Origin of the sequence: Streptosporangium sp. NBC_01810 (genome assembly GCF_035917355.1) — a bacterium.
Taxonomy (GTDB): Bacteria; Actinomycetota; Actinomycetes; order Streptosporangiales; family Streptosporangiaceae; genus Streptosporangium.
In genome coordinates, this window is the sequence record NZ_CP109070.1 from 7,086,041 (window position 1) to 7,111,395 (window position 25,355).

The 25,355-nt window shown below is 69.7% G+C and carries 29 protein-coding genes and 1 pseudogene; 19 read left to right on the plus strand and 11 right to left on the minus strand.

From position 1 onward, the window contains the following. Window positions 1-97: 97 nt before the first annotated feature. Window positions 98-640 (minus strand): gamma carbonic anhydrase family protein, encoded by a 543-nt coding sequence (locus OIE13_RS32025; protein WP_326645929.1) that lies wholly within the window; start codon window positions 638-640, stop codon window positions 98-100. Between the two features lie 139 nt (window positions 641-779). On the opposite strand from OIE13_RS32025, the gene OIE13_RS32030 reads away from it, so the two are divergent. Beyond that, complete coding sequence (locus tag OIE13_RS32030; RefSeq protein ID WP_326645928.1) at window positions 780-2,027, plus strand: hypothetical protein; 1,248 nt, start codon at window positions 780-782, stop codon at window positions 2,025-2,027. A gap of 251 nt (window positions 2,028-2,278) precedes the next feature. Here the strand turns inward: OIE13_RS32030 and OIE13_RS32035 are convergent, their stop codons facing one another. The 4 genes from OIE13_RS32035 to OIE13_RS32050 all read right to left on the minus strand — a co-directional run bounded on the left by OIE13_RS32035 (window position 2,279) and on the right by OIE13_RS32050 (window position 5,000). Further along, window positions 2,279-2,509, minus strand: a complete 231-nt coding sequence (locus OIE13_RS32035; RefSeq protein WP_326645927.1) for a hypothetical protein — start codon at window positions 2,507-2,509, stop codon at window positions 2,279-2,281. Window positions 2,510-2,635: 126 nt separating this feature from the next. Further along, a complete protein-coding gene (locus tag OIE13_RS32040; protein WP_326645926.1) occupies window positions 2,636-3,388 on the minus strand; it encodes a GntR family transcriptional regulator in 753 nt (250 codons plus the stop codon). 151 nt (window positions 3,389-3,539) lie between these two features. Further along, window positions 3,540-4,082 carry a VanZ family protein gene (locus OIE13_RS32045; protein WP_326645925.1) on the minus strand — a complete coding sequence of 181 codons (543 nt, stop codon included), beginning with the start codon at window positions 4,080-4,082 and terminating at the stop codon, window positions 3,540-3,542. A 159-nt stretch (window positions 4,083-4,241) separates the two neighbouring features. Further along, window positions 4,242-5,000: an IclR family transcriptional regulator gene (locus OIE13_RS32050; RefSeq protein ID WP_326645924.1), complete on the minus strand. Its 759-nt coding sequence runs from the start codon at window positions 4,998-5,000 to the stop codon at window positions 4,242-4,244. A gap of 74 nt (window positions 5,001-5,074) precedes the next feature. Here OIE13_RS32050 and OIE13_RS32055 point away from each other — a divergent pair, with 74 nt between their 5' ends. Genes OIE13_RS32055 through OIE13_RS32090 form a run of 8 tightly spaced genes read left to right on the plus strand, consistent with a single transcriptional unit; the run spans window position 5,075 to window position 12,042 of the window. Next, on the plus strand, window positions 5,075-6,529 hold the full coding sequence (locus OIE13_RS32055) for a 2-hydroxymuconic semialdehyde dehydrogenase (RefSeq protein WP_326829161.1): 1,455 nt from the start codon (window positions 5,075-5,077) through the stop codon (window positions 6,527-6,529). Then, the gene (locus OIE13_RS32060) at window positions 6,522-7,319 is read left to right on the plus strand and encodes a 2-keto-4-pentenoate hydratase (RefSeq protein WP_326829162.1); all 798 of its coding nucleotides are present in this window, start codon (window positions 6,522-6,524) and stop codon (window positions 7,317-7,319) included. Before OIE13_RS32055 ends, OIE13_RS32060 begins: the two co-directional genes overlap by 8 nt. Then, window positions 7,316-8,260 carry an acetaldehyde dehydrogenase (acetylating) gene (locus OIE13_RS32065; protein WP_326645921.1) on the plus strand — a complete coding sequence of 315 codons (945 nt, stop codon included), beginning with the start codon at window positions 7,316-7,318 and terminating at the stop codon, window positions 8,258-8,260. Before OIE13_RS32060 ends, OIE13_RS32065 begins: the two co-directional genes overlap by 4 nt. After that, window positions 8,257-9,270, plus strand: coding sequence for a 4-hydroxy-2-oxovalerate aldolase (gene dmpG, locus OIE13_RS32070; protein WP_326645920.1), 1,014 nt, complete (start codon window positions 8,257-8,259; stop codon window positions 9,268-9,270). The genes OIE13_RS32065 and dmpG overlap by 4 nt, the downstream gene beginning before the upstream one ends. A gap of 43 nt (window positions 9,271-9,313) precedes the next feature. After that, window positions 9,314-10,087, plus strand: a complete 774-nt coding sequence (locus OIE13_RS32075; RefSeq protein WP_326645919.1) for a 2-keto-4-pentenoate hydratase — start codon at window positions 9,314-9,316, stop codon at window positions 10,085-10,087. A 45-nt stretch (window positions 10,088-10,132) separates the two neighbouring features. After that, window positions 10,133-10,555 carry a RidA family protein gene (locus tag OIE13_RS32080; RefSeq protein WP_326645918.1) on the plus strand — a complete coding sequence of 141 codons (423 nt, stop codon included), beginning with the start codon at window positions 10,133-10,135 and terminating at the stop codon, window positions 10,553-10,555. Further along, window positions 10,552-11,067 carry a 3-hydroxyanthranilate 3,4-dioxygenase gene (locus tag OIE13_RS32085; protein WP_326829163.1) on the plus strand — a complete coding sequence of 172 codons (516 nt, stop codon included), beginning with the start codon at window positions 10,552-10,554 and terminating at the stop codon, window positions 11,065-11,067. The genes OIE13_RS32080 and OIE13_RS32085 overlap by 4 nt, the downstream gene beginning before the upstream one ends. A 3-nt stretch (window positions 11,068-11,070) precedes the next feature. After that, window positions 11,071-12,042, plus strand: a complete 972-nt coding sequence (locus tag OIE13_RS32090; RefSeq protein WP_326645916.1) for an amidohydrolase family protein — start codon at window positions 11,071-11,073, stop codon at window positions 12,040-12,042. A 174-nt stretch (window positions 12,043-12,216) separates the two neighbouring features. On the opposite strand, the gene OIE13_RS32095 is transcribed toward OIE13_RS32090, so the two are convergent. Further along, complete coding sequence (locus tag OIE13_RS32095; protein ID WP_326645915.1) at window positions 12,217-12,405, minus strand: hypothetical protein; 189 nt, start codon at window positions 12,403-12,405, stop codon at window positions 12,217-12,219. Here OIE13_RS32095 and OIE13_RS32100 point away from each other — a divergent pair. Then, window positions 12,404-13,075, plus strand: coding sequence for a hypothetical protein (locus OIE13_RS32100; RefSeq protein ID WP_326829164.1), 672 nt, complete (start codon window positions 12,404-12,406; stop codon window positions 13,073-13,075). The two genes, OIE13_RS32095 and OIE13_RS32100, sit on opposite strands and share 2 nt — an antisense overlap. A 270-nt stretch (window positions 13,076-13,345) precedes the next feature. On the opposite strand, the gene OIE13_RS32105 is transcribed toward OIE13_RS32100, so the two are convergent. The 3 genes from OIE13_RS32105 to OIE13_RS32115 are packed head-to-tail and all read right to left on the minus strand — an operon-like array spanning window position 13,346 to window position 15,313. Further along, a complete protein-coding gene (locus tag OIE13_RS32105) occupies window positions 13,346-13,501 on the minus strand; it encodes a hypothetical protein (RefSeq protein WP_326829165.1) in 156 nt (51 codons plus the stop codon). A 31-nt stretch (window positions 13,502-13,532) separates the two neighbouring features. Next, window positions 13,533-13,982 (minus strand): DUF3237 domain-containing protein, encoded by a 450-nt coding sequence (locus tag OIE13_RS32110; protein ID WP_326645912.1) that lies wholly within the window; start codon window positions 13,980-13,982, stop codon window positions 13,533-13,535. Beyond that, window positions 13,979-15,313, minus strand: a complete 1,335-nt coding sequence (locus OIE13_RS32115; RefSeq protein ID WP_326829166.1) for a flavin-dependent oxidoreductase — start codon at window positions 15,311-15,313, stop codon at window positions 13,979-13,981. The genes OIE13_RS32110 and OIE13_RS32115 overlap by 4 nt, the downstream gene beginning before the upstream one ends. A gap of 72 nt (window positions 15,314-15,385) precedes the next feature. Here OIE13_RS32115 and OIE13_RS32120 point away from each other — a divergent pair, with 72 nt between their 5' ends. Further along, window positions 15,386-15,889: a MarR family winged helix-turn-helix transcriptional regulator gene (locus tag OIE13_RS32120; RefSeq protein ID WP_326645910.1), complete on the plus strand. Its 504-nt coding sequence runs from the start codon at window positions 15,386-15,388 to the stop codon at window positions 15,887-15,889. 355 nt (window positions 15,890-16,244) lie between these two features. Here the strand turns inward: OIE13_RS32120 and OIE13_RS36880 are convergent. Next, window positions 16,245-16,418, minus strand: a pseudogene (locus OIE13_RS36880) (thiamine pyrophosphate-binding protein); the annotation flags it as partial. A gap of 270 nt (window positions 16,419-16,688) precedes the next feature. Here OIE13_RS36880 and OIE13_RS32130 point away from each other — a divergent pair. From OIE13_RS32130 to OIE13_RS32165, 8 genes are all read left to right on the plus strand, one after another. Next, window positions 16,689-17,501, plus strand: a complete 813-nt coding sequence (locus tag OIE13_RS32130) for a class I SAM-dependent methyltransferase (protein WP_326645908.1) — start codon at window positions 16,689-16,691, stop codon at window positions 17,499-17,501. A gap of 363 nt (window positions 17,502-17,864) precedes the next feature. Continuing rightward, complete coding sequence (locus OIE13_RS32135) at window positions 17,865-20,219, plus strand: sensor histidine kinase (RefSeq protein ID WP_326829167.1); 2,355 nt, start codon at window positions 17,865-17,867, stop codon at window positions 20,217-20,219. After that, window positions 20,212-20,637 (plus strand): roadblock/LC7 domain-containing protein, encoded by a 426-nt coding sequence (locus OIE13_RS32140; RefSeq protein WP_326645906.1) that lies wholly within the window; start codon window positions 20,212-20,214, stop codon window positions 20,635-20,637. Before OIE13_RS32135 ends, OIE13_RS32140 begins: the two co-directional genes overlap by 8 nt. Next, window positions 20,634-20,984 carry a DUF742 domain-containing protein gene (locus OIE13_RS32145; protein WP_326645905.1) on the plus strand — a complete coding sequence of 117 codons (351 nt, stop codon included), beginning with the start codon at window positions 20,634-20,636 and terminating at the stop codon, window positions 20,982-20,984. Before OIE13_RS32140 ends, OIE13_RS32145 begins: the two co-directional genes overlap by 4 nt. Continuing rightward, window positions 20,965-21,573 (plus strand): GTP-binding protein, encoded by a 609-nt coding sequence (locus OIE13_RS32150; RefSeq protein WP_326645904.1) that lies wholly within the window; start codon window positions 20,965-20,967, stop codon window positions 21,571-21,573. Before OIE13_RS32145 ends, OIE13_RS32150 begins: the two co-directional genes overlap by 20 nt. Before the next feature lie 44 nt (window positions 21,574-21,617). Beyond that, entirely contained in the window at window positions 21,618-22,220 is a 603-nt protein-coding gene (locus OIE13_RS32155) for an acyl-CoA dehydrogenase family protein (RefSeq protein ID WP_326645903.1), read from the plus strand. A gap of 86 nt (window positions 22,221-22,306) precedes the next feature. Next, complete coding sequence (locus OIE13_RS32160; RefSeq protein ID WP_326645902.1) at window positions 22,307-23,191, plus strand: SDR family oxidoreductase; 885 nt, start codon at window positions 22,307-22,309, stop codon at window positions 23,189-23,191. A 1,169-nt stretch (window positions 23,192-24,360) separates the two neighbouring features. Next, the gene (locus OIE13_RS32165; RefSeq protein WP_326645901.1) at window positions 24,361-24,948 is read left to right on the plus strand and encodes a DsbA family protein; all 588 of its coding nucleotides are present in this window, start codon (window positions 24,361-24,363) and stop codon (window positions 24,946-24,948) included. A gap of 179 nt (window positions 24,949-25,127) precedes the next feature. Here OIE13_RS32165 and OIE13_RS32170 read toward each other — a convergent pair whose 3' ends face one another. After that, window positions 25,128-25,343, minus strand: coding sequence for a ferredoxin (locus tag OIE13_RS32170; protein WP_442816026.1), 216 nt, complete (start codon window positions 25,341-25,343; stop codon window positions 25,128-25,130). Window positions 25,344-25,355 lie beyond the last annotated feature (12 nt).

Sequence of the window (25,355 nt, forward strand, 5' to 3'; positions counted from 1 at the left end):
CTGCCTCCCTTCGGTCAAGGTCGTGTCCGGCGCCGCGATCGCCAAGCGGGCCTCGCACGATCGTAAGGCTCTCCCGGCCCCTCCGGCAGGCAGGCGTTCAGGCCGGTGGGAGAGCGACCGCGGCCCGGTGGCGGGCGGCCCTGGCGACGTAGCCGGCCGACGTGCGGGCGAAGGAGTCGCGGTCGTCGTCCGTGAGTTCTCGGACGATCTTCCCGGGGACGCCCGCGACGAGCACACCCGCCGGGATCCGCTTTCCGGGGGCCACCAGGGCGCCGGCCGCGATCAGTGACCCCGCGCCGATCCTGGCGCCGCCCAGCACGATCGCGCCGATGCCGACGAGCGCGCCGGTCTCCACATGGGCCCCGTGCACCATGGCCTTGTGCCCGAGGCTCACCCGGGGCTCCAGCACGGCCGGCTCGCCCGGGTCGGAGTGCAGGCAGCACAGGTCCTGGATGTTGCACTCCTCCGCTACCTCGATGTCCTCGTCGTCACCGCGGAGGACCGAGCCGTACCAGACGTTCGCGGCGCGGCCCAGCCGGACCCTCCCGACGACCACCGCTCCGGGGGCGACGTAGGCGTCCGGATGAATCCGCGGGATCGCGTCGCCGTCGAGGGCGGCGATGTATGGCATGGCGTTCATGGAGACGATGTTAGAGGGGGCGTTCTGTCCGGTATTTCGGCAAGCAGGTGGCGTGTTCAGGTTGCGGAGTCGGGCAGTAAGCAGGACAGTCGTCTCCTGACGTCACCTTTCCCACCACACAACCTCCACGGGCAGTGCCATGACAAACCAGCACGAGAGCTTTCCCGACCTGATGCATGAGGACTCGTTCGAGGTCGTCATGCGCGGTTACAGCCGCCGTCAGGTTCACGACTACATGGACCGCCACCGCCACCAGATCCGCGATCTGGAGGAGCGGCTCGCGCGCGCGATCGACCAGGCCGAGCAGGGCCGGGTCGAGCTGTCCGAGGCACGCAGGAGGCTCTCGGACGCCCCGCAGGACTACGACGAGCTCGGCGAACGGCTCAGCCAGATACTGAAGCTGGGCGAGGAGGAGGCCACCGCCAAGAGGCAGGTCGCCGAGGCCGAGGCCCTCAAGCTCAGCAACGACTCCGCCGCCGAGTCCGAGCGGCTGATCACCTCCGCGCAGGATCGGGCCGAGGCCATCCTGAACGCCGCGCAGCAGGAGGCCGAGCGCAGGGTCGCCGAGGCCACCGCCACCGCCGAGCAGAGGCTCTCCCAAGCCGGCAAGGAGGCGGAGGAGACGGTCAACGCGGCCCGCGCCGAGTCCGAGGAGACCCTGCGCAGCGCCCGTGCCGAGGCCGACCGGATGGTCACCTCGGCGAGGAAGGAGGCGGAGCAGACCGTCGAGAACGCCCGTGCCGAGGCCGACTCCACGCTGAGCGCGGCCCACGCGGAGGCGCGGGCGACGGTCAACGCCGCCAACACCGAGGCGCACTCCACGCTGTCGGCGGCCCAGCAGCGTGCCAACATCCTGGACGAGACCACCGGCCGCCGGGTCGTCTACCTCACCGACACCCACCACGAGGTCATGCGCCGCCTGCACGAGATGGGCGCCGTCCTGGGCGACCTGCTCCACCGCGAGAGCAGTTCGGGACCCCTGATCGACGAGGACTCCGTGCTGCCCCCTGCCCGCGTCCAGCCCGCGCTGGCGGCTCCCGTCCCCGCCGAGGCCGTCGACGACGAGGCCGTCGACGGTGTCTCCAGCGCCCCCGAGGCGACGCGGGAGGCCGCGCCCGACAACGCCGAGGTGACGGCGGGGTACGCCGGATCGGAGGACGCGCGAGACGCCGACCTCGATGCCTCACTCGACCTCGACGCCTCACTCGACCTGGACTCCGTACGGGTGATCGTGGACGACGCCCCCGGTAAGGATGCCGGTGACCGTTCGGGCGAGGAGATCGAGGTGTACGACGACACCGATGTCGACCTCGCCCCGGCCGTGGGAAAGAACGAGGGGAAGTACGCCGCCCCCGACGGTGAGGCCTTGCCGCCCCGGAGAGTGTGAGCGGGGCCGCACGGCCTCGGAGATCGGCGCGTGTGACCGTGGAGTTCCGCGGCTCCGCGGAGATCGTGAGCAGGTCCGAGTGGTTCCGGAGGCCGGCGTGCGTGACCGCGAGATTCGCGGTGTGGTCGGAGCCCGGAGCCGCCCGGAGGTCAAGCGGAAGCCCCCGCCCCCGATAGGGTCGGGGGCTTCCGCGATTGGGGGCCCGGCGCCGGGACCGCATCGGATCCGCTCACCCCGGCACCGGGCGGTCTTCAAGTGTCCGTTCCAGGCTCCGCCTCGCCGGAACGTTCCCGCTGGGCGCGCAGTTGCTCACGCAGCCCCTCGGGGTCGTCCGCGTCGATGGTCATCGCGCAGCCGACATCACGCTGGGCGGAGGTCAGCGGGTGGTGGCGGGTTGCCCACCACCTACCCGCGTCGCTCCGCCAGATCGTCCAGTCGGGAAACTCCCGGGCGATTTCTGCGAGATGTCGGTCGAAAGACATCCGTGCACCTTCCCCGCGCCCAGGCCCGTCTTTGCGACGTTCCACCTCTGACGGTGCGGCACTTCTCTAGAGAAATCAATGATCGTGAAGGACAGGTCAACCTATCGGTTGACGGACGGCCTTGAACTATGAGTCGAAGTCGTACTGAAGTACGTAAGAGGCGGCGTCGAGGACCATCTCGTTGACCTCGACGGCGACGCCGTCGGTGGTGCGGGCGACCCGGGCGATCACGATGACCGGGGTTCCGGCGGGGAGGTCGAGCTGGACGGTCTCATGGGGATGGGGCATACGGGCGCGGATCTCCTCGGTGAAGTGTGCCGGGGCGTGGCCAAGCTCGCCGAGGCGCGCGTAGACGCCCCCCGGACCTGTGTCCTCTCTCGTGATCGGGGTCCCCTCCACCAGTTCGGCGGGGAAGTGGGAGACCGACAGTTGCACCGGCCGCCCGTTCACCGAGTAGCGCCGCCTGCGGACCCACACCTCGGTGCTGTCCAGCACCTGTGCCACGGCGTCCTCGGCCCTCTCCCGGTCGATCTCCACCTCGTCCACGGTGTAGGGGCGGCCCTCGGTATCGGAGTCCCAGATGGCCGCGCCGCGCCCCCACCTGTCACGGGAGAGCCGCCGGGAACCGTGTCGCCTGATCGGGCGGAACTGCCTGACATACACCCCCGAGCCGCGTTTGGGGACGGCCAGCCCTTCGTTGATTAGCACGGAAAGGGCCTGTCTGGCGGTGGCGCGGGCTATGCCGTGCCGTGCCATCAGGGCGTTCTCGCCCGGAAGCCGATCCCCGTCTCGGAGATCGCCGGACAGGATCGCTTCGCGAAGCCCGTCGGCGATGCGCCGATAGATCGGGGGCTCGGGAGGTACCGGGGACTGCTGCACGTTCGATCACCCTCTGTCACCAACCGGGTTTGGCGTCTCCAGAGAACTTGCCCCGTCTTGTCCACGATCGCACAGATATAGGGGTTGGTAACGTGTTTCTTTTGGGAGGTATCGTGCCCGTGTGGCGAGCTTAAGGAGTTTTCCCGGTCCGTTACCGTGGAACGATCCCAGCCGCTATTCGGCCGGCCCACCACCGGCGCGTGACGGCCGCGGCCAGCACGGCACCCGCCGTGTTGACGATCACGTCGTCGACGGAGCTCACCCGCCCCAGGCGCAGGGCGTACTGGAGGACCTCCACGGTGAGTGAGGCGCCCGCCGCCACTGCCGCGATCCGGGCGAGTGAGGTGAGGTGCGCCGAGCGTACGGGGAGCATGGCGCCGAGCGAGGCGAAGACCAGAAGATTCCCTCCGACCTGTACGAACGCCGCCTGTGCCGGCCCCCGGAGGGTCGCCCACAGGTCCACAAGGGGGAGGAGGCTGACGTCGGAGGCGCCCGCCCGAGGAGTGAGGATCATCCAGATCCAGGGAGCGGTCCCGGTCACCGCGACCACGTCGGCCAGGGCGGTGCGGACGGGAAAGGGATGACCCGTACGGGCACGACGGCGGGCCAGCACGCGGACGGCGACGACGGCCACCGGGACCGCGAGGAAAGTCGCTATAACGATATTTCCCCATAGCTGCCATGCCTGGTACATGAGGCAATGATGCCGGTGCTCGAAGCCCGGTCGGCGGCCCTGTGAGGTTACGAGAAGGTGACCTTCAGGCAAGGGGTTTTCGCGGGCGTCGGATCCGAGTGAATCGGCACGATGTGGAAGCCGAGCCGTGGCCCGGATTCGAGGCGGCCGGTCGGCGGGTCAGATGGTTCTGGCCAGGGCGCGGGAGATGCCCAGGGCGGCGGCCTTGACGGCGGGAGCCAGCCGGGTGGGCTGGAAGCGGGCCAGCGGGACCGAGATCGACAGTGCGGCCACGGCCACCCCGTCTCCGAACACCGGGGCCGCGATGCAGGCGCCGCCCAGCTGGGCCTCCTCCCGCTCGTAGGCCAGCCCCGCGGCCTGGATCTGGCCGAGTGCCTCCTCCAGGCGTCGGGGATCGATGATCGAGTGCGGGGTCAGCCGGCGGAGCGGGCGGCCGAGAACCTCGTCGATCAGGTCGGGCCCGGAGTAGGCCAGCAGCGCCTTGCCGATTCCGGTGCAGGTCAGCGGGAGGCGCCCGCCGACGCGCGAGGGCAGCGCGAAGGCCGTCTGGCCGCGGATCTTCTCGACGTAGATGACGTCGAGGCCGTCGCGCACGCCCAGGTGGACGGTCTCGTGGGTGGCCTCGTAGAGGTCGTGCATGAAGGGCAGCGCCGCGTGTCTCAGGTCGCGCTCTCCGGGCACGATGCTTCCCAGTTCGAAGAGGCGGCGGCCGAGATAGTAGCCGTCGGGGCGGCGGGTGACCGCGCCGATCGAGGTCAGCTCGGTGAGCAGCCGGAAGGCCGTCGTCTTGGGCAGATGGCAGCGCTCGGCGACGTCGGCCAGGCGCAACGGCCCGCCCGTGGGGCGGAACGCGTCAAGCACCAGCCAGGATTTCTCCAGCACGGACAGCCGGTCGGGGTTCCGTTTCACGGAACACATTCTTGCTTATGAACCACCTGGGGCTCTATACCCGTATGGAGTGACCCAGCGGAGTACATACCCGAGGAGAAGTCTTGTCTGACCAGGTGAACCACTTCATCGGTGGGGTGCCGGTCGCGGAGGGCGCGACGTTCGCCACGTACGACCCGGTGACCGGGCTTGCGGTGCGTGAGGTCCGCGAGGCGGACCGGGGCATCGTCGACAGGGCGGTGGCCGCCGCCCGTTCGGCCCTGCCCGCGTGGGCGGCGCTGCCGGTGGCCGAGCGGGCCGCCTGGATGCGCCGCCTCGCCGACGCGATCGAGGAGCGGTTCGAGGATCTGGTGGCCGCGGAGATCGCCGACACCGGCAAGTCGATCACCCAGACCCGGACCCTGGACATCCCGCGCGGCGCCGCCAACTTCAGGTCGTTCGCTGAGATCGCGGCCCAGCACCCGGAGAACGCGTTCCACCTGACGGACGTGCTGAGCTACACGGTGCGCAAGCCCCTCGGGGTGGTCGCGGTGATCGTGCCGTGGAACCTGCCGTTCCTGCTGGCGACCTGGAAGCTCGGCCCGGCGCTCGTCGCGGGCAACACGGTGGTGGTCAAGCCCTCGGAGCACACGCCGGGCTCGGTCGCGGTGCTCGCGGAGATCGCCGCCTCGATCGGCCTTCCCCCCGGTGTCCTCAACGTCGTGCACGGCTTCGGCGGCGGCTCCACCGGCCAGTTCCTGGTGGAGCACCCGGGCGTGGACGCGGTCACCTTCACCGGTGAGAGCCGTACCGGTTCGACGATCATGAAGGCGGTGGCGGACCGGGTCAAGCCCGTCTCGTTCGAGCTGGGCGGCAAGAACGCCGGGCTGGTCTTCGCCGACGCGGACCTCGACGCGGCGGTCGAGGGGAGCGTGCGGTCGGTCTTCACCAACGGAGGCCAGGTCTGCCTGTGCACCGAGCGGCTGTACGTGGAACGGCCCGTCTTCGAGGAGTTCACCGCGCGGCTGGCCAGGCGCGCGGGGGAGTTGCGGTTCGGCCGCCCCGCCGACGAGGACACCACGATGATGCCGATGATCTCGGACGAGCACCGGGACAAGGTGCTCTCCTACTACGAGCTGGCCAAGAGCGAGGGCGCGGAGATCCGCGCCGGCGGCGGCGTGCCGCGTTTCGGCGACGACCGCGACGGCGGCTACTACGTCGAGCCGACGGTGCTGACCGGCCTGCCGCGCGACTCCCGGGTGAACCGGGAGGAGATCTTCGGCCCGGTCTGCCACGTCGCCCCGTTCGACACCGAGGCCGAGGCGGTCGGGCTGGCCAACGACAGCGAGTACGGCCTGGCGGCGACGGTCTGGACCTCCAACCTGAGCAGGGCCCACCGGGTCGCGCAGTCGCTGGAGGCCGGGCTGATCTGGGTCAACACCTGGTACCTGCGCGACCTGCGCACCCCCTTCGGAGGAGTGAAGCTGTCCGGCATCGGACGCGAGGGCGGCACGCGCTCGCTGGACTTCTACTCCGAACCCACCACGATCACCATCAAGCTGGAGCCCGGACATGACTGAGTGGAGCGAGGCGGTCGACGCGCACGTGGAGGCGGCCGACCGGTTGCTGGAGGCGGCACGGAGCGGCAAGCCGTGCCGCCCGGTGCGTGAGACGTTGCCCGGTCTGAGCGCCGAGATCGGCTACGCCGTACAGGAGATCAACACCAGGCGGGCGCTGGAGGAGGGGCGGCGGCTGGTCGGCAGGAAGATCGGGCTGACCTCCCCGGCGGTCCAGCGCCAGCTCGGCGTGGACCGGCCGGACTTCGGGATGCTCTTCGCCGACATGGCCTACCTCGACGGCCTGCCCGTCCCGACCGGCCGCTTCCTGCAGCCCAAGGCGGAGGCGGAGGTGGCGCTGGTCCTCGGGAGTGACCTGGAGGGCGGCCCGTTCACCGTCGCCGACGTCATCAGGGCCGTCGACTTCGTGCTGCCCGCGATCGAGATCGTCGACAGCCGCATCGCGGAGTGGGACATCACGTTCGTCGACACGGTCGCCGACAACGCCTCCAGCGGCGCGTTCGTCCTCGGCAACACCCCGATCGGGCTGCGCGGCCTGGACCTGCGCCTGGCCGGGATGACCATGAACAAGAACGGCCTGGAGGTCTCCACGGGCGCGGGTGCGGCCTGCCTCGGGCACCCGCTGAACGCCGCGGTCTGGCTGGCCGACGCGCTTGGCCGCACGGACTTCCCGCTGCGCGCCGGAGATGTCGTGCTCACCGGCGCGCTCGGCCCGATGGTCGGCGTCGAGTCCGGTGACGTGTTCGAAGCACATATCGAGGGCCTCGGCTCGGTCAGGGCGGTGTTCTCATGAAAATAGCGATCATCGGTTCAGGGAACATCGGCACCGACCTGATGTTCAAGGCACTGCTGTCGAAGAAGGTCGAGGTCTTCGCGATGGCGGGCATCGACCCCGACTCCGACGGCCTGGCCCGCGCCCGCCGTCGCGGGGTCGCCACCACCCACGAGGGCGTCGAGGGTCTGGTCGCGCTGCCCGGGTTCGCCGACGTGGACATCGTCCTCGACGCGACCTCGGCCGGCGCGCACCGGCACAACGACAAGGTGCTGCGGGCGCACGGCAAGCGGGTCATCGACCTGACCCCCGCCGCCCTCGGCCCCTACGTGGTGCCCCCGGTCAACCTGGAGGCACACCTCGCCGAGCCGAACCTCAACATGGTCACCTGCGGCGGGCAGGCCACGATCCCGATCGTCGCGGCGGTCGCCTCGCAGGTGCCCGTCCGGTACGCGGAGATCGTCGCCTCGATCGCCTCGAAGTCGGCGGGGCCCGGCACCCGGGCCAACATCGACGAGTTCACCGAGACGACCTCCCGGGCGATCGAGGAGGTCGGCGGGGCGGCCAAGGGCAAGGCGATCATCGTCCTCAACCCGGCCGAGCCGCCGCTGATCATGCGTGACACGGTCTACTGCCTGGTGGACGAGTGTGACGAGGCGGCGGTGGTGGAGGCCGTGCTGGCCATGGTGGAGCGGGTCCGTGACTACGTGCCCGGCTACCGGCTCAAGCAGGACGTGCAGTTCGAGACGGTCCCCGCCGGGGAGCCGCTCCCCGACGGCACCCGCGACGGCGGCGTCAAGGTGACCGTCTTCCTGGAGGTGGAGGGCGCCGCCCACTACCTGCCCGCCTACGCGGGCAACCTCGACATCATGACCTCGGCCGCGCTGCGCACGGCCGAGCGCCTGGCCGAGACCGAGGACCGTACCGACAACGAAGGCGTGCGCGCGGAGGTGAAGGCGTGAAACTGTACGTTCAGGACGTGACGCTGCGGGACGGCATGCATGCCATCCGGCATCGCTACACCGTCGCCCAGGCCGCCGAGATCGCCGCGGCACTCGATGCCGCCGGGGTGGCTGCGATCGAGATCGCGCACGGCGACGGCCTCTCCGGGGGCAGCTTCAACTACGGCATGGGCGCGCACACCGACGACGAGTGGATCGAGGCGGTCGCCGGGGCCGTGAGCCGGGCGAGGTTGACCACCCTGCTGCTGCCCGGCATCGGCACCATCGGCGACCTCAAGCGCGCCCACGCGCTCGGTGTCACCTCGGTCAGGGTCGCCACCCACTGCACCGAGGCCGACATCTCCGCCCAGCACATCGCCACCGCGCGCGAGCTCGGCATGGACGTGTCCGGATTTTTGATGATGTCGCACATGGCGGAGACCGATGAGCTGGCCAGGCAGGCCAAGCTCATGGAGTCGTACGGCGCGCAGTGCGTCTACGTGACCGACTCCGGGGGCCGGTTGACCATGGACGGGGTCAGGGACCGGGTCCGGGCCTACCGCTCGGTGCTCGACGAGGGCACCGAGATCGGCATCCACGCCCACCACAACCTGGGGCTGGGCGTGGCCAACTCGGTGGTCGCGGTGGAGAACGGTACCTACCGGGTGGACGCCTCCCTCGCCGGGATGGGCGCGGGCGCGGGCAATTGCCCGATCGAGGTGTTCGTCGCGGTGGCCGACCTGATGGGCTGGGAACACGGCTGTGATCTGAACGCCCTGATGGACGCGGCGGACAACCTGGTCAGGCCGCTGCAGGACCGGCCGGTCCGGGTGGACAGGGAGACGCTGACGCTCGGCTACGCCGGTGTCTACTCCAGCTTCCTGCGGCATGCCGAGGCGGCCTCGGCACGGTACGGGATCGACACCCGGACCATCCTGACCGAGGTGGGCCGCCGCCGGATGGTGGGCGGCCAGGAGGACATGATCGTGGACATCGCGCTGGACCTGGTGCGCTCGGGGGAGCAGTCATGACAACAAGCACCATATGGGTGCCTGTGAGAAGGATGGTGCCCTAGTGACCGACATCCACAAGCTCGCCGCGGTCCTGGACGAGGCTGCCCGCACCGGTCGTGCGGTGCCCAGGCCCGAGCAGGACTACGATGTGGCCGACGCCTACCGGGTGCAGGAGGAGCTGATCCGGCTCCGTCTTGAGCGGGGGGACCGGCTGGCCGGGGTGAAGCTGGGCTTCACCAGCGAGGGCAAGCGCCGCCAGATGGGCGTGCACGACATCATCTTCGGCCGGGTGCCCGAGTCGTCGGCCATCTCCGACGGTTCGTATGCGGACGTGTCCGGCTATATCCATCCGAGGGTGGAGCCGGAGGTCGTCTACCTCATCGGGCGGCGCATCGCGTCGCCGTCCGACGCGCTCGCGCCGGACGCCATCGCGGCCGTCGCCACCGGCGTCGAGGTCATCGACTCGCGCTACGAGGACTTCCGGTTCTCGCTGCCCGACGTGATCGCCGACAACACCTCGGCCGCCGGATACGCCGTCGGCCGGTGGCAGCCCTACGACCCGTCCCAGTGGAACCTGGGCGTCCTGCTGGAGATCGACGGGCGCGTGGTCCAAGCCGGATCCACCGGTGCCATCCTGGGCGATCCGCGCCGGGCACTCGCCGAAGCCGCCCGCCTGGCAGGGCAGGCAGGGGTGGTCCTGGAGCCGGGGTGGATCCTTCTCGCAGGTGCCGCCACACCCGCGGAACCGCTCGCGCCCGGCGCGCGAGTGCGGGCCGAGATCCAGCATCTGGGGTCGGTGTCGTTCACCGCGGCCGCGTCCGAAGAGAAGTCCTGAAGGGGGGCCGGGGATGTCGTCGGCGCCCATGGGAGAGGAGAGAGCATGAGCGACGGGCTCGTCGTCACCGGGAAGGCCACCCCCAGGGGAAGGTTTCCGCACGTCAAGCGGGCGGGTGACTTCCTGTACGTGTCCGGGACCTCCTCGCGCAGGCCGGACAACACGATCGTCGGCGCCGAGGCCGACGAGTTCGGCACGACCCGGCTCGACATCGTCGAGCAGACCAGGGCCGTGATAGAGAACATCGGCGACATCCTCCGGGCGGCCGGGGCCGACCTGAGCGATCTCGTCCAGATCACCACCTACCTGGTGAACATCAATGACTTCGCCGGATACAACGCGGTCTACGCGGAGTACTTCGACGAGACCGGCCCGACCCGCACCACGGTGGCCGTCCACCAACTGCCCCACCCGCACCTGCTCATCGAGATTCAGGCTGTTGCCCACCGACCGGAGGAGTTTTCGTGATCCCACCCATCGACTTCACCAAGTGGATCGACGAGCACGCCCACCTGCTCAAGCCGCCGGTGGGCAACAAGGTCATCTTTGAGGGCGCCAACGACCTCATCGTGATGGTCGTCGGTGGCCCGAACGCGCGGACCGACTTCCACATCGACCCGTACGAGGAACTCTTCTACCAGGTCCGCGGCAACATGCACGTCAACGTCATGACCCCGGAGGGGCCCGACACCGTGCACATCCGGGAGGGGCAGATGTGGCTGCTCCCGCCAAACCTGCCGCACTCGCCCCAGCGCCCGGAGGAGGGTTCGGTCGGCTTCCTGGTGGAGCGGATCCGGCCGGAGGGCATGCCGGAGAAGTTCCGCTGGTACTGCCAGGAGTGCAGTGCCGTGGTCCACGAGGTGGAGCTTCAGGTCCGCGACATCGTGACCGACCTGCCGCCGATCTTCCAGGCGTTCTACGACGACGAGAAGGCGCGCACCTGCGGGAACTGCGGCGCCGTCCACCCCGGCAAGGGATAGCCGTTGATCATCGATGTGCACACCCACCATGTCCCCAAGGGCTGGCCGGATCTCGGCTGGCCGGGGGCGCCACGGCTCCGGGTCGACTCCGAGCGGGAGGCCGTGATCCTGCTCGGGGACCGGGAGTTCCGCCGGATCGCCGACGACTGCTGGAACCCCTCGGTCCGCCTGGAGCGGATGGACGCCGACGGGGTGGACGTCCAGGTCGTCTCGCCGACGCCGGTCTTCTTCTCCTACGAGCGCCCGGCGGCGGAGGCCGTACGGGTCGCGAAGATCTTCAACGACCTGGCGCTGGACATCTGCGCCTCCGAGCGGCTGGTGCCGTTCTGCCAGGTGCCGCTCCAGGACCCCGACCTGGCCTGCGCCGAGCTTGACCGGTGCATGGCCTCCGGGCACGCGGGCGTCGAGATCGGCAACCACGTCGGCGACCGTGACCTCGACGACGAGGGGGTCGTCCAGTTCCTCCAGCACTGCGCCGCCGTGGGCGCGCCCGTCTTCGTGCACCCCTGGGACATGGCGGGCGGCCCCCGGCTGGAGCGCTGGATGGCGCAGTGGCTGGTCGGCATGCCCGCCGAGACGCACCTGTCGGTGCTCGCCCTGATCCTGGGCGGTGTCCTCGACCGGGTGCCGGACACGCTGCGCCTGTGCTTCGCGCACGGCGGCGGCTCGTTCGCCTTCTGGCTCGGCCGGTTCGAGAACGCCTGGCACCGCCGGGGTGACCTCGTCGGGGTCTCCGAGTTCCCGCCGTCGCACTACCTCGACCGGTTCAGCGTGGACTCGGTCGTGTTCGACGAGCGGGCGCTGCGGCTGCTGGTCGACACGATGGGAGAGGACCGGGTCATGCTCGGCTCCGACTTCCCCTACCCGCTGGGCGAGTCGCCGGTGGGCTCGCTGATCCGAGGGGCGGGGTTCCTCTCCGAGGACGCCCGCGCCAAGCTGCTCGGCGGCAACGCCACCCGCTTCCTGGGCCGCTGACTCCGGGAACGACACCACCGGTTCCCGGTTCGCTTGAGCATCCGCCTCACCTGGCAGGGACGTCCCATCTGGCAGGGACGTCCCATCTGGGCATCCGTCCCATCTGGCAGGGACGTCCCGCCTGAACATCCGTCCCATCTGGTGGAGACGTCTCATCTGGTGGGGTGAGAGGGCTCAGCGGTTGCTCAGCCTGCGTCCCCTGAACATCGGGTGCCTGGTCTCCCAGTATCTCCAGCCCTCCACCCGCGCGGGGATGTTGGCTACGCCGGCTGTGACCTTGCGTACGCGGCAGTTGTAGACCTGGCGCCACGCCGTGAAACTCACCCGGTAGCCGAAGACGCGGTACCACAGGTTTCCGTACATGCCGTCGCTGATTTCCCGCGTGTATTCGTGTCCGGTCTCGACGATGTGCTCGTTTGCGAGCAGCGGGCTCACAAAGTTTCGCAGCTGGCGGATCAGTTTGCCCGTTTCGATTTCGCTGATCTTTTCTCTTTCTATTTCCATCTCGGCGTATACGCGGTATTGCCGGGTGACCGCCGCCGCCATCGTGCCGCCGGGACCGTCGATGAATCGGGTACGGGGAATGAAGAAATTCCTTGGCCTGAAGGAACGGAACCTGAAGAAGGACCTCGGCCTGCACTTCCTGCGTGCCTGTTCCGCGAGCGAAGGGCGGGAGCCGCCGGAATCGGTGGCGGAGGGGGGATCGGTGCTGACCGAGGCGATGGGGGAGGTCGGGTTGGGTGGCGGCTCGTCGAGCGTGGACGAGGTGGTGATCGAAGAGGGCTCGGTGCTGGGCGAGGCGGTGGGCGAGGCAGTGGGCGAGGCAGTGGGCGAGGCGGTGATCGAGGCGGTGATCGAGACGGCGGGCGAGGCCGGGGCGGGTGGCGGGACGTTGGGTACGGACGCGGCGGCGGGCGTGGAAACGGTGATGGTGAGGGCCACGGAGAGGGATCCGGCCAAGGACAATATGGCCATCCCTTTTATTGGCCGATGTCCTTTGTGTCGATCGGGTGGGGCCGTCGGCTTTATTTGAGGCCTGGGGGTGGACATGGAGACCTCACTCCTTTCCACGCGCGATCCACGACCGGTCCGCTGGTTGGAATGTGGCCTCTGTCGTTATATGGAACAACCCAGCGTGACAGTGACGATGCTTACAGCCGGGATTCGCCGCCACGTGGTGCCACGCCGACCCCCACCCCACCGAACAGGGAAAGAGCAAGTGAAAAGACGTCCATGCCGACTGTCCGCCCGCGTGCCGCCCGCTTGTTCGGCGCTCGGTCTGTTCGGTGCTCCGTGCGAGGTCTCAGCGGGGAACGATCGGCATGATGATGAAGGAGTCGGGGAAGACGGCCTGTGTGAGGTCGCCGAGGATGGGCAACAGCGCACCGAACCCGGCCCCCACGTCCTCGCCCGCTGCCATCTGGTGCATCAGCCCGAGCATCGACTGCATTGACTGCATTGACTGCATTGACTGCATCGACTGCATCGACTCAGGTCAGGATGTAGGCGTCGTAGCGCACGGCGTCCGAGGTACGGGCCGCCGAGGCCACCGCCAGGGTGCGGTTGAGCCACAGGTAGCGTTCGTCGCCGGTCTCGAAGCGGCAGAACAGCCGGAAGTAGTACTCGCCCGGGTCGACGGGCTCGCCCCGAGACAGACGTTCCAGAACGGAGGGCTGGCCGTGCCGCACCCCGTTGGTGGAGATGAACAGGTGCGCGCCGTCGTGGGTGCGCAGGGTGTAGCGGGTGTCGATGCTGGCCATGCCGTCGGCGTGCAGGACCTGCCAGTCGGCGCCGCCGGGCAGCACGGTCCCGGAAAGGCGCGGCCCCTCGAACGACCCACCGACAACGTTGATCACTCGGCGTCGGCCCCACTGGGAGTCGCCGAGATCGAGGACCGGGTCGAGTTCCACATGAAATGTGGCGAGCGGTTCGAGGTTCACCGGGTCACGTTCCAGGAGGGACGCTCGTTGAGCGACACCGGGTCGAAGCCGGCCGTGCGCTTGTACGACGCGGCGATCTCGGTCCGCTCCGTGAGGGGGAGGACCCGCTCGATGTCGTCGAAGCCGTCCGGGGCACGCTCATGGGCGAGCTTCATCACCACCTCGGGACCCATCTGCCGGTTGGACAGTTGCAGCGCGGTCGTGACCGGGCGGCGGGCCGCCTCGTAGGCGGCGAGGTCGCCGTGCGCGAGGGAGTGGGCGAGCACCCGGGCGTCGATGATCGCCTGGGAGGCGCCGTTGGAACCGATCGGGTACATGGCGTGTGCGGCGTCGCCCAGCAGGATCACGTTGCCCGACGTCCAGTACGGCAGCGGGTCGCGGTCGACCATCGGGTACTCGTACGCGGCCTCGGCACCGGAGATGATCCTGGGCACGTCCAGCCAGTCGAACCGCCAGTCCGCGAAGTGCTCGACGATCCTCTGAGGATCCGCCGGGCGGTTCCAGTCGCCCCGGGCCGGGGCCTCGCCGTCCAGCGGGCGTTCGGCGATCCAGTTGATCAGCGTCCGCTCGCCCGTCTCGATCGGGTAGGCCACGAACTTCCGCGTGCCGTCCCCGGCCATGATCATGGATCGTCCGGTCAGGAACGGCTCGCCGTACGTCGTGCCGCGCCACAGGAGCAGCCCGTTCCAGGGCGGTGGTCCCTCGTCGGGGAACAGGTGCGCCCGGACCGCCGAGTGGATGCCGTCCGCTCCGACCAGCAGGTCGTCCGCCTCGATCCGCAGGTCGTCCGCCTCGATCCGCAGGTCGTCCGCCTCGATCCGCAGGTCGTCCGCCTCGATCCGCAGGTCGTCCGCCTCGATCCGCAGGTCGTCCGTCCCGATCCGCAGGTCGTCCGTCCCGATCCGCAGGCCGTCCGCGCCGGATCCCGGCCGCGGGCCGGTGGAGACGACGCGGCGGCCGGTCTTTACGGCGTGCGCGCCGAGGCGCTCGATCACGGTCTCCAGCAGGAGCATCTGCAGGCGTCCGCGGTGGATCGAGTACTGCGGCCAGTCGTATCCCGCGCCCAGGCCCCTGGGTTCCGACCAGATCGGCGTGCCGTACCGGTTGAAGTAGGCCAGCTCCCCGGTGGCCACCCCGATCTCGGCCAGCCGCTCCGCGAGGCCGAGCTCGGTGAGCTCGCGCACGGCGTGCGGCAGCAGGTTGATGCCCACGCCCAGCGGGCGGATCTCCCCGGCAGCCTCGCACACGACCACGTCCTCGAAGCCGGCGGCGTGCAGGCTGAGCGCCGTCGCCAGCCCGCCGATGCCGCCTCCGGCGATGACCACCCGCACAGGTGCCTCCCATAGATTGTTATGGCCATAACAATATTCACGACGGACCTCTCGTTGCGCAAGACTTGGCCGATGGACAGAGCAGACCTTCGATACGCCGCCTACGCGCGTGAGCGTCTGGCGGCCATGCCGCCCCCGGCGGACGCCGAGGCCTTCGCGCTGGCCTACAACCTGCTCCAGTTGGCCTACCTGCTCGTCACCGACCTGGAGACACGCATCCACCGCCCACGCGGCTGGACCCTGCCCGGCTTCCGCCTGATGTTCAAACTCTGGCTGTTAGGCCCCACCCAGCCCGCCAGGCTCGCGGAGATCTCCGCCACGTCCCGCTCCGCGGTGACCAACGCCGTCAACACCCTTGAGCGGGACGGCCTGGTCGAGCGCCGCCCGCTCCCCGAGGACAGGCGTGCCGTGGTGGTCGGCCTCACCCCGGCGGGCGAGGCGGCGGTCCGCGAGATCTTCGCCGAGCAGACCAGCAGGGAACAGGAGTGGTTCTCCTCGCTGGGGGCCGACGAGCGCAGGGACCTTACGGACCTCCTCGGCCGGGTCCTCGCCGCCCGGCCGGAGGACGCCCCTTGATCAGAGTCGGCGCGCGCGAGTTCGGGGGCCTGCTCCACCGGACTCGGGCACGGGGGCCGGTTCGGATGCCCGAGTCCGCTCGGCCCGCACGGCGGGGGCGCCGGGCTCAGGGACGCGGGATGCTCCGCAGGTTCGCCTTCGCCATGTCGACCATGCGCCCGACCCCGCCGGTGAGCACGATCTTGCTCGCGGCCAGGGCGAATCCCTTCACCTGCTCCGTGGTGATGCGCGGCGGCATGGCCAGTACGTCGGGGTCGGTGACCACGTCCAGCAGGAAGGGGCCGGGGGTCGCGAAGGCGCTTGCCAGGGCATCCCGTACGTCCGAGGGGTCCTCCACCCGTAACGACCCGATACCGGCCGCGGCGGCGAACGCCCCCGCCTCCTCGTTGCGTACGTGGACCCACTCGATGTGGCCGGTCCTCCTGACCGCGTCGACCACCGGGTTCAGGCTGTCGCCCACCACCCCGTAGATCCGTTCCACCCCGGCCTGGCGGAGAACCTCGATGAACTGCTCGGCGACGGTCGCCATGCTGCCCCCTCGTGTATGGCGTCACCGGTGTACCTCACCGCATTTCGCCGCATCATTCCCCGAGGAGGCGGTTGACCGGCCTCCTCGGCGGAGAGAGCACCCTTCAAAGCGGGTGTTCGCTTGTCAAACATAAGTTCTTTTTCCGGACATAGTGTGGCGCGGGGGATACGTTCTTCAAGGGGAAGGGTCCTGTGCGACCGAAAGCCTGTCACTTTCCGTGTCCTGCCGCTTACCATGCGACGGAGGTCACCCACTTTCGGAAGGTTCCACATGACCGGGCAGAACTCCGCGACCGCGTCTGACTACGTGTTCGACAACGACGGGGATCACTCGTCCGACCAGCACCGCTACCTCGCCCGGCTCCTCGACCCGCTGACGTTCGAGCGCCTCGCGCTGACCGGTGTCGGCGCCGGCTGGAACTGCCTGGAGGTCGGGGCCGGCGGAGGCAGTGTGGCGCTCTGGCTGGCCGAGCGGGTGGCGCCCGGCGGGCGCGTGCTGGCGACCGATATCAAACCCGGCCTGATCCCGTCCAGGCCGGGGCTGACCGTGGCTCGCCACGACGTCGTCACCGACCCGCTGCCGGTGGACGCGTTCGACCTGATCCACGCCCGGCTCGTGCTCAGCCACCTGCCCGGGCGCCGCCAGGTCCTGCGGCGCCTGCGCGCCGCGCTGCGGCCCGGCGGCTGGCTGCAGATCGACGAGATCGACATCACCCGCTGGGTGGCGCCGCCCACCCCCGGCGGGCGGGAGGGGGAGCTGTACGGGGCCTACATCGCGGCCATGACCCGGGTCCTGAGCGCCGCGGGCAGCGATCCGACCTGGGGCGGTTCCGCCGCGCGGGAGATGGCGGGGGCGGGCCTGGTCGATGTCGACCCGGTGCGCTGGACCGAGGTGTGGGAGCGCGGCTCCGCCGGGCTCGGCCTCCTGATCAGCAACAGCCATCATCTGGAGGAGCGCCTGGTGGAGGCGGGGATGACCCCACGGCAACTCCGGGAGGTCCGCGCGGTCATGTCGGCTCCGGGGTTCAGCGCGCCCTCCTTCGAGATCTACTCGATCCTCGCCCGCAGGGCCTGCGACGGCTGAGGGCGAGACCCGGCCCGGGAGGCGGTCCCCGATCGGGCATCGGTTGCTCGGCCGTCGGGCTGCTCGGCATCGGCGGGTGGTAACGGAATGCTTTCGATCCGTGGTGGCGAAGGCGGCGGTGCCGGACGGCCGTACCCGCTTTGAGCTGCGTGATCGTCTAAAGCCCCGGCCCGTGTGGATGAGAGGTCTCGTGGTCTGTCGCGAACATTGAGATTCAATCTTCGCTCTGCGGCTTGAAGCTACATATGTCCATGGGCATAGTGTTTCAAATCACACACGCACCAGTCGCGGTGTGCGACAGCGGGACTTTCTGAGCCCGGCGGCTGCAGGCCACGCGCAGGAATCGCGGATTGGACAAGAAGAATGAGTTCCCCCCCTCCGATCCGCTCGAAGATCCTCAAGATTCTTGTCGTTCCTGTGCTCTCGCTGATCGCCCTCTGGGTGTTCATCGCCTACTCGTCCGTCTCGCAGATCGCCGGCATCTCCCAGACGCAGACCCGCTGGCAGGTGACCGGGGCGCCGATCCGGGAGATGATCGTCGAGATCCAGCGCGAGCGCCGGCTCTCCGCCGACGCGGCCGGGGCCACCGCACAGAACGAGCCGCTCTCCGAGCAGCGGCGAGCCACCAATCGCACGGTGGATCTGGTGCGCCAGGCGATCTCGTCCGCCGAGGGTTACGAGCCGGAGAACGCCCCGGCCGACATGCGGACCCTGAAGTCGGCCATGGACGGGCTCGTCCTGGTGCGCACCTCCGCCGACAACGGCTCGATGAGCGCGATCCAGGTGACCGACGCCTACAACGCCTTCATCAGCGCCGCCGACAAGCAGTTCGGCGACTCGACGGAGCTCGTCGACGTGTCGTCCTTCCGTATCGTCCGAGGCATGACCGCTTACAGCACCACCGCCGAGTATCTGGGCAGGGAGCAGGCCGTGCTCGCCCCCGTGCTGAAGCGCGGCAGGATGACGAACACCGAGCAGGCGGCCTTCGTCGCGGCGATGACCAGCCGACGTAACTCCCTTACCGCCGCGGAGCGGGACATGAGTCCCGAACTGCGGGCGCACTACCAGCAGGTCGCCGGGGACGCCGCCCACCAGCGGCTGCTGGCCGTCGAGAACAAGATCTTCGCGTGGGACCTCAAGGGGAAACCGCCGCTGGACGCCGCCGAGTGGAAGCGGGACTCCGAGACGGTGGTGAGCACGGTCAACCAGCGCACCCGGGAGGAACTGGCCCGCGCCACGATCAAGGGCAACGAGCTCAGGAGCTCGGTGTTCCTGCGCATCGGGCTGGTCCTGGGCCTGGGCCTGCTCGCGATCATCGTCTCGATCGTGTTCTCCTACCGGTTCGGCCGCTCCATGATCGATGAGTTGAAGCGACTCCAGGCCTCGGCCGTGGAGCTGGCGGAAGAGCGGCTGCCGCGGCTGGTCGAGCGGCTGCGCAGGGGCGACGACGTGGACCCGGCGACCGAGGCTCCCGAATTGGATCGCGCCAACACCGCCGAGGTCGACCGGGTCGTGCACGCGTTCTCCGCGGTGCAGCGCACCGCGGTGGAGGCCGCGGTCGGCCAGGCCGCGCTCCGCAAGGGCATCAGCCAGGTCTTCCTGAACCTCTCCTGGCGCAACCAGGCGCTGCTCCACCGCCAGCTCCGGCTCCTCGACACGATGGAGCGCCGCGTCGAGGAGCCGGAGACCCTGGAGGATCTCTTCAAGCTCGACCACCTGACCACCCGCATGCGGCGGCACGCGGAGAATCTGATCATCCTGTCCGAGGCGTCCCCCGCCCGCAGGTGGCGCGACCCGGTGCCGATCTTCGACGTGGTGCGCAGCGCCGTGCTGGAGGTCGAGGACTACACCCGCGTCACGGTCCTCCCCATGCCGCAGGCGCCGCTGCTGGTGGGCGGGGCGGTCACCGACGTGATCCACCTGATCGCCGAACTGGTGGAGAACGCCGCGGTCTTCTCGCCGCCGAACACGGCGGTCCACGTACGGAGCATGGTGGCGGCCAACGGCTTCGCGCTGGAGGTCGAGGACCGGGGCCTGGGGCTGAACCGGGCCACCCTCGACGAGCTCAACGCCAAGCTCGCCGACCCGCCGGAGTTCGATCTGGCCGACAGCGACAGGCTCGGCCTGTTCGTCGTGGCCAGGCTCGCGGCCCGGCACGGGATCAAGGTCGTACTGCGGCCCTCGCCGTACGACGGCACCACCGCGATCGTGCTGCTGCCGCAGAGCCTCCTCGCCACCTGCGAGGCACTGACCGCCGAGGCCGTCCCCCACGTACGCCAGGTGGGCTCCTACCCGGGCGGGCCGGTGAAGGCGCTGAGCGCGACACCGGAGGTGCTGCCCAGGGCGCTCTACAGTGCGCGGGACCTGCCGGTGGCACGCACCGAGCCCTCGCCGGGATGGTTCCCCGCGCCGCAGCAGCGGCAGGAGACCTCCGCCCCCTCGATGCCCGTGCGGCGTGCGGTGTCCGTACCGGACGTCGACGAGGACCTGGACGGGTTGCCGGTGCGGGTGCGGCAGGCCAGCCTGGCCCCCCAGCTCCGCCGGACCCCCCAGCTCCGCCGGACGCCCTCACCGGAGCGGAACGACGTTCCCGCGCGTACTCCCGAGGAGCTCTCAAACCTCATGTCGTCCATGCAACGAGGCTGGCAGCAGGGTCGCAGCCAGACCGAGCAGGACCAGGACGTGTGGAAGCGAAAGGATGGCCACTCCGATGCCTGAATCCAGATCTGAACTGAGCTGGCTTCTCGACGACCTGACCCAGCGGGTCCCCGGTATCCGGCACGCCATCGTGCTGTCCGCCGACGGCCTGGCGATGGGCGGCTCCCGGGAGCTGACCCGGGAGGACACCGAGCACCTGTCCGCCATCTCCGCCGGGAGCCACAGCCTCGCGTCGGGCGCGGGGCGGCACTTCGGCCTCGGCGGCGTGCGGCAGACCATCATCGAGCTGGAGGGGGGCTTCCTGTTCGTCACCGCGGCGGGGCAGGGAGCCCGGTTGGCCGTGCTGGCCGCGGGCGACGCCGAACTCGGCATGGTGACCTACGAGATGGCGCTGCTGGTCAAGCGCGTCGGTGAACATCTGTCCTCACAGCCGAGGGGAGCTGCCCCGGCACCCGCCTGGAACGGTGCGAGATCGTGACAGGAGAGGATCCCGGGCCCCTGGTCAGGCTCTTCGGGGTGACCGGCGGCCGGGCGCGCCCGATCGGGGAGAGCATCGACCTGGTGGCCATCGTCACGACCGTCGACATACCCTTCGAGCCGGTCGGGTTGATGCCCGAGCATCTCGACGTGCTGTCGGCGTGCCGCCGGCCCACCCCCGTGGCGGACGTGGCGGCGCACCTCAAGCTGCCGCTCAACATCACCCGCGTACTCCTCAGCGAACTGCGCCGCGAGGGCCTGGTCACCATCGACAAGCCCCGGCCGATGGGGAAGACGATCGACGAACGCATCTACAGGGAAGTGCTGCATGGAATACGCGGCCTCTGAGCCGGGCATGAGCCTGGTCGACAGCCCGGCGATGGCCATCAAGATCCTTGTCGCCGGTGGTTTCGGGGTCGGCAAGACGACCATGGTCGGTACGATCAGCGAGATCAGGCCCCTGCACACCGAGGAACTGCTGAGCGAGCGCGGTGTCGGCGTGGACGACATCGCGGGCGTTGAGTCGAAGATCACCACAACCGTGGCGCTGGACTTCGGCCGGATCACCATCCGTGACGGGCTCTGGCTCTACCTGTTCGGCACTCCGGGCCAGGACAGGTTCTGGTTCATGTGGGACGAGCTGTCCGTCGGCGCGCTCGGCGCGGTCGTGCTCGCCGACACCCGTCGTCTGCAGGACTGCTTCCCCGCCGTGGACTACTTCGAGCAGCGCGAGCTCCCGTTCGTGGTGGCGGTCAACTGCTTCGACGGCGCGCGACGGCACGACCCGATCAAGATACGGAGGGCGCTGGGGCTGGACGGCGTGGCCCCGATCATCCTCTGTGACGTGCGCAGGCGCGAGTCGGTCAAGGAAGTGCTGACCACTCTGGTCACCTACTCGGTGGGAGGCGCCTTCCAGAAGGCTCACACGGGCGCCTGACGCCTGTTCCATCATCGGCCGAATCCAGGCTTCTCCGGCCAGACGTGCGTGACGGCTCACGTGGGCGCCCGGCGGTCACGTTCCACCGACGGCGGCTCGCTCGTCGCGTCTACCCACCCGGCGGCCCGGCCGCCGGGCTTCCGGCCGGTCCGCCCAACGCGTCATCTTCTCGCTGCGCGAGAAGGCTCCCGGCGCGGCTGGCGCACTGTATGCGCTGGATCTCCCAGGCCGATACCGCGCTCGACCGCGCGCTCAACCGCTACAGCCACGGATCGCTGCTGGCCGAGAAGCAGGGGATCCAGTGGCTGATCGCAGACTCGGCCATGGAGCTCTACCAGTGCAAGCTGATGGTCCTGCACGCCGCCTCGAAGATCGACAAGGGTGAGGACTTCCGGACCGAGGTCTCGATGTCCAAGCACTTCGTGGCCAACAGCCTCAACCGGATCGTCGACCGGGCGATCCAGGTGCACGGCGCGCTCGGCTACTCGACGGACACCCCGCTGGCCAAGATGCTCCAGCACGCCCGCTGGGCCCGCTTCGCGGACGGGGCCGACGAGATTCACCAGATGCGCATCGCCGAGCATACGATCGCGGCGTACCAGAGCACGGGCTCGACCAACGCCGCCACCGGAGGGCTGCCGCTTTGAGCACGAAAGCTTCGAGCACGGAAACTTCGAGCACGAAAGCTTCGAAAGCTTCGAGCACGGAACAGGCTGGGACGGTCCCTGACACCGTGCCTGGCACGGGGGCGGAGCCGGGGTCGGCGGCCGGTGTCGCGATGGGCACGGCCGGTGCCGGGTTCGCCGGCGGCGGAGGCGGGCTGCTCAGCGGGTTGGCGACCGAGAGCCCGGCCGAGGCGTTCAACGTGGTCCGCAGCGATCACCTGGAGGGCAAGGTCGCCCTCGTCACCGGCGGCGGCAACGGCATCGGCGCGGGAGTGGCCCGGCGGCTGGCCGAGGGCGGGGCTCGCCTCGTGCTCGCCGACGTCGACGACGCCGCGGGCGAGAAGTTCGCCGACGAGCTGGGCGCGACGTTCGTGCACTGCGACGTCTCCAGCCTGGAGGACAACGAGGCGGCGGTGGCGACCGCGGTCGAACGGTACGGCAGGCTCGACCTCGCCTTCCTCAACGCGGGTGTCTCCTCGGGGTGCGGGCTGGCTGAGGACTTCGACATCCGGCGCTACCGCCTGGCGATGGGGGTCAACCTCGACGGCGTCGTCTTCGGGGCGCACGCCGCGATCCCGGCGCTGCTGGCGGCGGGCGGCGGCACGATCGTGGCGACCGCGAGCATGGCCGGCATTGTCGGCATCCCCTCGGATCCCATCTACGCGGCCAACAAGCACGCCGTCGTCGGGCTGGTCCGCTCGCTCGGCCAGGATCTTCAGCCGCGGGGGATCAGGGTGCAGGGGCTCTGCCCCTCGTTCGCGGACACCGCGATCCTCGGCGAGGGCAGGGCGATGCTTCAGCAGCTCGGCTTCCCGATTCTGGACGTCTCGGCGGTCGTCGAGACGTTCGTCCAGCTGCTCGACAGCGACGGCACCGGCGAATGCTGGTTTGTGATCCCCGGCAGGGAAAGCCAACCCTTCTCCTTCCGCCGTGCCCCAGGCCCCCGAACCTGAGCCGACAGTCCCGTCTTCCGGGACTCCGAACACCTGCAGGTCGCGTCCACGGACGTGGTGTACGAGCATCCGAGTCCGGTGAGCCGGTCACGGTGGAAAAGCGTGGCGTCGTCCGTGGGGGAAAAGCGCGGCGAGGGGGGTGGAGTGGTTCAGGGCCGCTCGTTGGTGTCGCGTCGTGCGGGGTGGAAGGTCAAAAGCGCGGCGAGGGTGGTGGAGTGGCCCCAGACCGCTCATCGGTACGGGTCCGCCGCGGTGTGGAAGGATTCGGGGCCGCTCCTCGCCGCTGCTCGCCGCCGCCTTGCGCGGGGCTCTCGCCGTGCGGGGTACGAAGGTCCGCGGGGCGTCCGGTCACGGGTCGCCCTCGGCCGGGTGCGGGGACGAATCGGGCCTTCCACCACGAAAAGCGGCCCACCCGAGGGGCGGGGAGTGGCGCCTTCCTTGATCTGGGTGAATCCGCACGCCCCCAGCGTGCCAACTCATCCAGATCATGGAAAATCCCCGATCGTCACCGCCACGGCCCCGCCTCCACGCCCGCCATGACCCGCTTTGCCCCCTCCAGGAGCTCCACCGGCCCGCCCCCGGTCACCCACACCCGGCCAACGCCCGCCACCCCCCCCGTACGATGCGTTGCCGGTGAGCGGCCCTGAACCACTCCGCCGCCCTCGCTGCGCTTTTGATCTTCGGCCCTGTGCGATGCGTTGCCGGTGAGCGGCCCTGAACCACTCCGCCGCCCCTCGCCGCGCTTTTCCCCACGGACGACGCCGCGCTTTTCAACGGCGATCAGCCAGGCGCGACGCAGGTACCGATCTCAAACACTCGTACACCACCTGCGCGGACGCGACCCCTGCACCTTGAAGCACGACCCCTCGTGGGGGCGATGAGGACCCCAAGGTAAATGCGAACCTTTCGGGGCTGATCGCGGGGTCGGGGGCGATCGGGGAGTCATGGCCCCGACCGCGAAAGACCCCCTTCTCCCCCCGCCGAGCCCCGGGCCCACGTACCCGAGACGGTGTCATACGGGGTGTGATTTGTCTGAATTTTGGTGGTTCGTAGGCTCCGCTGCTCCGCCACGGGGTAGAGCACGAAAGGGTTGGACCCCGCGGGGGTCCGCGACGGGGGTGGACTCCGCGGGGGTCCGCGACCCTCTTCTGCATCGCGGGGAGGAAAAAATGACCGCTCGACCGCATCGGCCCACGCGGCCGACCCGGGTGCCCGCCGGCGCCTCCACGGCGGGAGACGGTATCGCCGTGGGCTCGGGCCCGGTCATCGTGGACGCCTACATCGACTTCCTCTGCCCGTTCTGCAGGATGTTCGAGGAGGCGGCGGGGCCGGCGCTAGGGCGGCTGGTGACGGACGGGGCGGTCAGTCTCGTCTACCATCCCATGGGCTTCCTGGACGAGCTGTCCACCAACCGCTACTCCTCCCGCGCGTCCGCCTCGTCGGGCTGCGCCTCGGACCGGGGGATGTTCGTCGAGTACGCCCAGGCGCTCTTCGCCAACCAGCCCGCCGAGGGGGGCCCGGGGCTCACCGACGACGAGCTGGTCGAGGTCGGCCGCGTCGTGGGGATCACCGATCCGGGGTTCGGTGGGTGCGTGCGCGAGGGTGTCTACCTCGACTGGGCCGACCATGTGACGGAGACGGCCATCGAGCGTAGGGTGGGTGCCACACCGACGGTCCTTGTCCAGAACATCCCGGTACCGGCCAACGCGCAGGCCATCCTCACCGCCGTGCTGGCCGTCGCCCGCTCGTTCCGGTGACCGGTCCGGGCCGGAGCCTCGGCCACCTCACCCCGCGCGTGCTCACCACGGACCGTTCGGATCTCGTACATCGGGGTCTGGGATCCCGAGTCCTCTGACATGCGGGAACACGGGATCCCCGGCTACGTACGGGAACACGGGATCCCCGGCTACGTCAGAACACGGGATCCCCGGCTGTGTCAGGAGGTGTCGGGATCCCGCTCGTCCGGGTCCCGTACCGAGATGGCGCCCGAGGGGCAGAGCCGCTCGGCCCGGCGGACGGCGGCGTGCAGCTCGGGTGGCGGTGTCTCGTCGAGGAGCACGACGGTGCCGTCCTCCTCGCTCTGGTCGAACACCTCCGGCACGGTGAGCACGCACATGCCCGCTCCGATGCACCGCGACGTGTCCGTGGTCACCTTCAACGTGTT

Bases quoted from the DNA above. Each gene is read 5' to 3' on its own strand.
- OIE13_RS32140 (WP_326645906.1), top strand. From the start codon at position 20,212: ATGCCTGAATCCAGATCTGAACTGAGCTGGCTTCTCGACGACCTGACC.
- OIE13_RS32060 (WP_326829162.1), top strand. From the start codon at position 6,522: ATGACTGAGTGGAGCGAGGCGGTCGACGCGCACGTGGAGGCGGCCGAC.
- OIE13_RS32135 (WP_326829167.1), top strand. From the start codon at position 17,865: ATGAGTTCCCCCCCTCCGATCCGCTCGAAGATCCTCAAGATTCTTGTC.
- OIE13_RS32130 (WP_326645908.1), top strand. From the start codon at position 16,689: ATGACCGGGCAGAACTCCGCGACCGCGTCTGACTACGTGTTCGACAAC.
- OIE13_RS32150 (WP_326645904.1), top strand. From the start codon at position 20,965: ATGGAATACGCGGCCTCTGAGCCGGGCATGAGCCTGGTCGACAGCCCG.
- OIE13_RS32050 (WP_326645924.1), bottom strand. From the start codon at position 5,000: ATGTGTTCCGTGAAACGGAACCCCGACCGGCTGTCCGTGCTGGAGAAA.
- OIE13_RS32095 (WP_326645915.1), bottom strand. From the start codon at position 12,405: ATGTACGGAAACCTGTGGTACCGCGTCTTCGGCTACCGGGTGAGTTTC.
- OIE13_RS32080 (WP_326645918.1), top strand. From the start codon at position 10,133: ATGAGCGACGGGCTCGTCGTCACCGGGAAGGCCACCCCCAGGGGAAGG.
- OIE13_RS32065 (WP_326645921.1), top strand. From the start codon at position 7,316: ATGAAAATAGCGATCATCGGTTCAGGGAACATCGGCACCGACCTGATG.
- OIE13_RS32045 (WP_326645925.1), bottom strand. From the start codon at position 4,082: ATGTACCAGGCATGGCAGCTATGGGGAAATATCGTTATAGCGACTTTC.
- OIE13_RS32100 (WP_326829164.1), top strand. From the start codon at position 12,404: ATGCCGTCGCTGATTTCCCGCGTGTATTCGTGTCCGGTCTCGACGATG.
- OIE13_RS32105 (WP_326829165.1), bottom strand. From the start codon at position 13,501: ATGCAGTCAATGCAGTCGATGCTCGGGCTGATGCACCAGATGGCAGCG.
- OIE13_RS32030 (WP_326645928.1), top strand. From the start codon at position 780: ATGACAAACCAGCACGAGAGCTTTCCCGACCTGATGCATGAGGACTCG.
- OIE13_RS32165 (WP_326645901.1), top strand. From the start codon at position 24,361: ATGACCGCTCGACCGCATCGGCCCACGCGGCCGACCCGGGTGCCCGCC.
- OIE13_RS32025 (WP_326645929.1), bottom strand. From the start codon at position 640: ATGAACGCCATGCCATACATCGCCGCCCTCGACGGCGACGCGATCCCG.
- OIE13_RS32035 (WP_326645927.1), bottom strand. From the start codon at position 2,509: ATGTCTTTCGACCGACATCTCGCAGAAATCGCCCGGGAGTTTCCCGAC.
- OIE13_RS32120 (WP_326645910.1), top strand. From the start codon at position 15,386: ATGGACAGAGCAGACCTTCGATACGCCGCCTACGCGCGTGAGCGTCTG.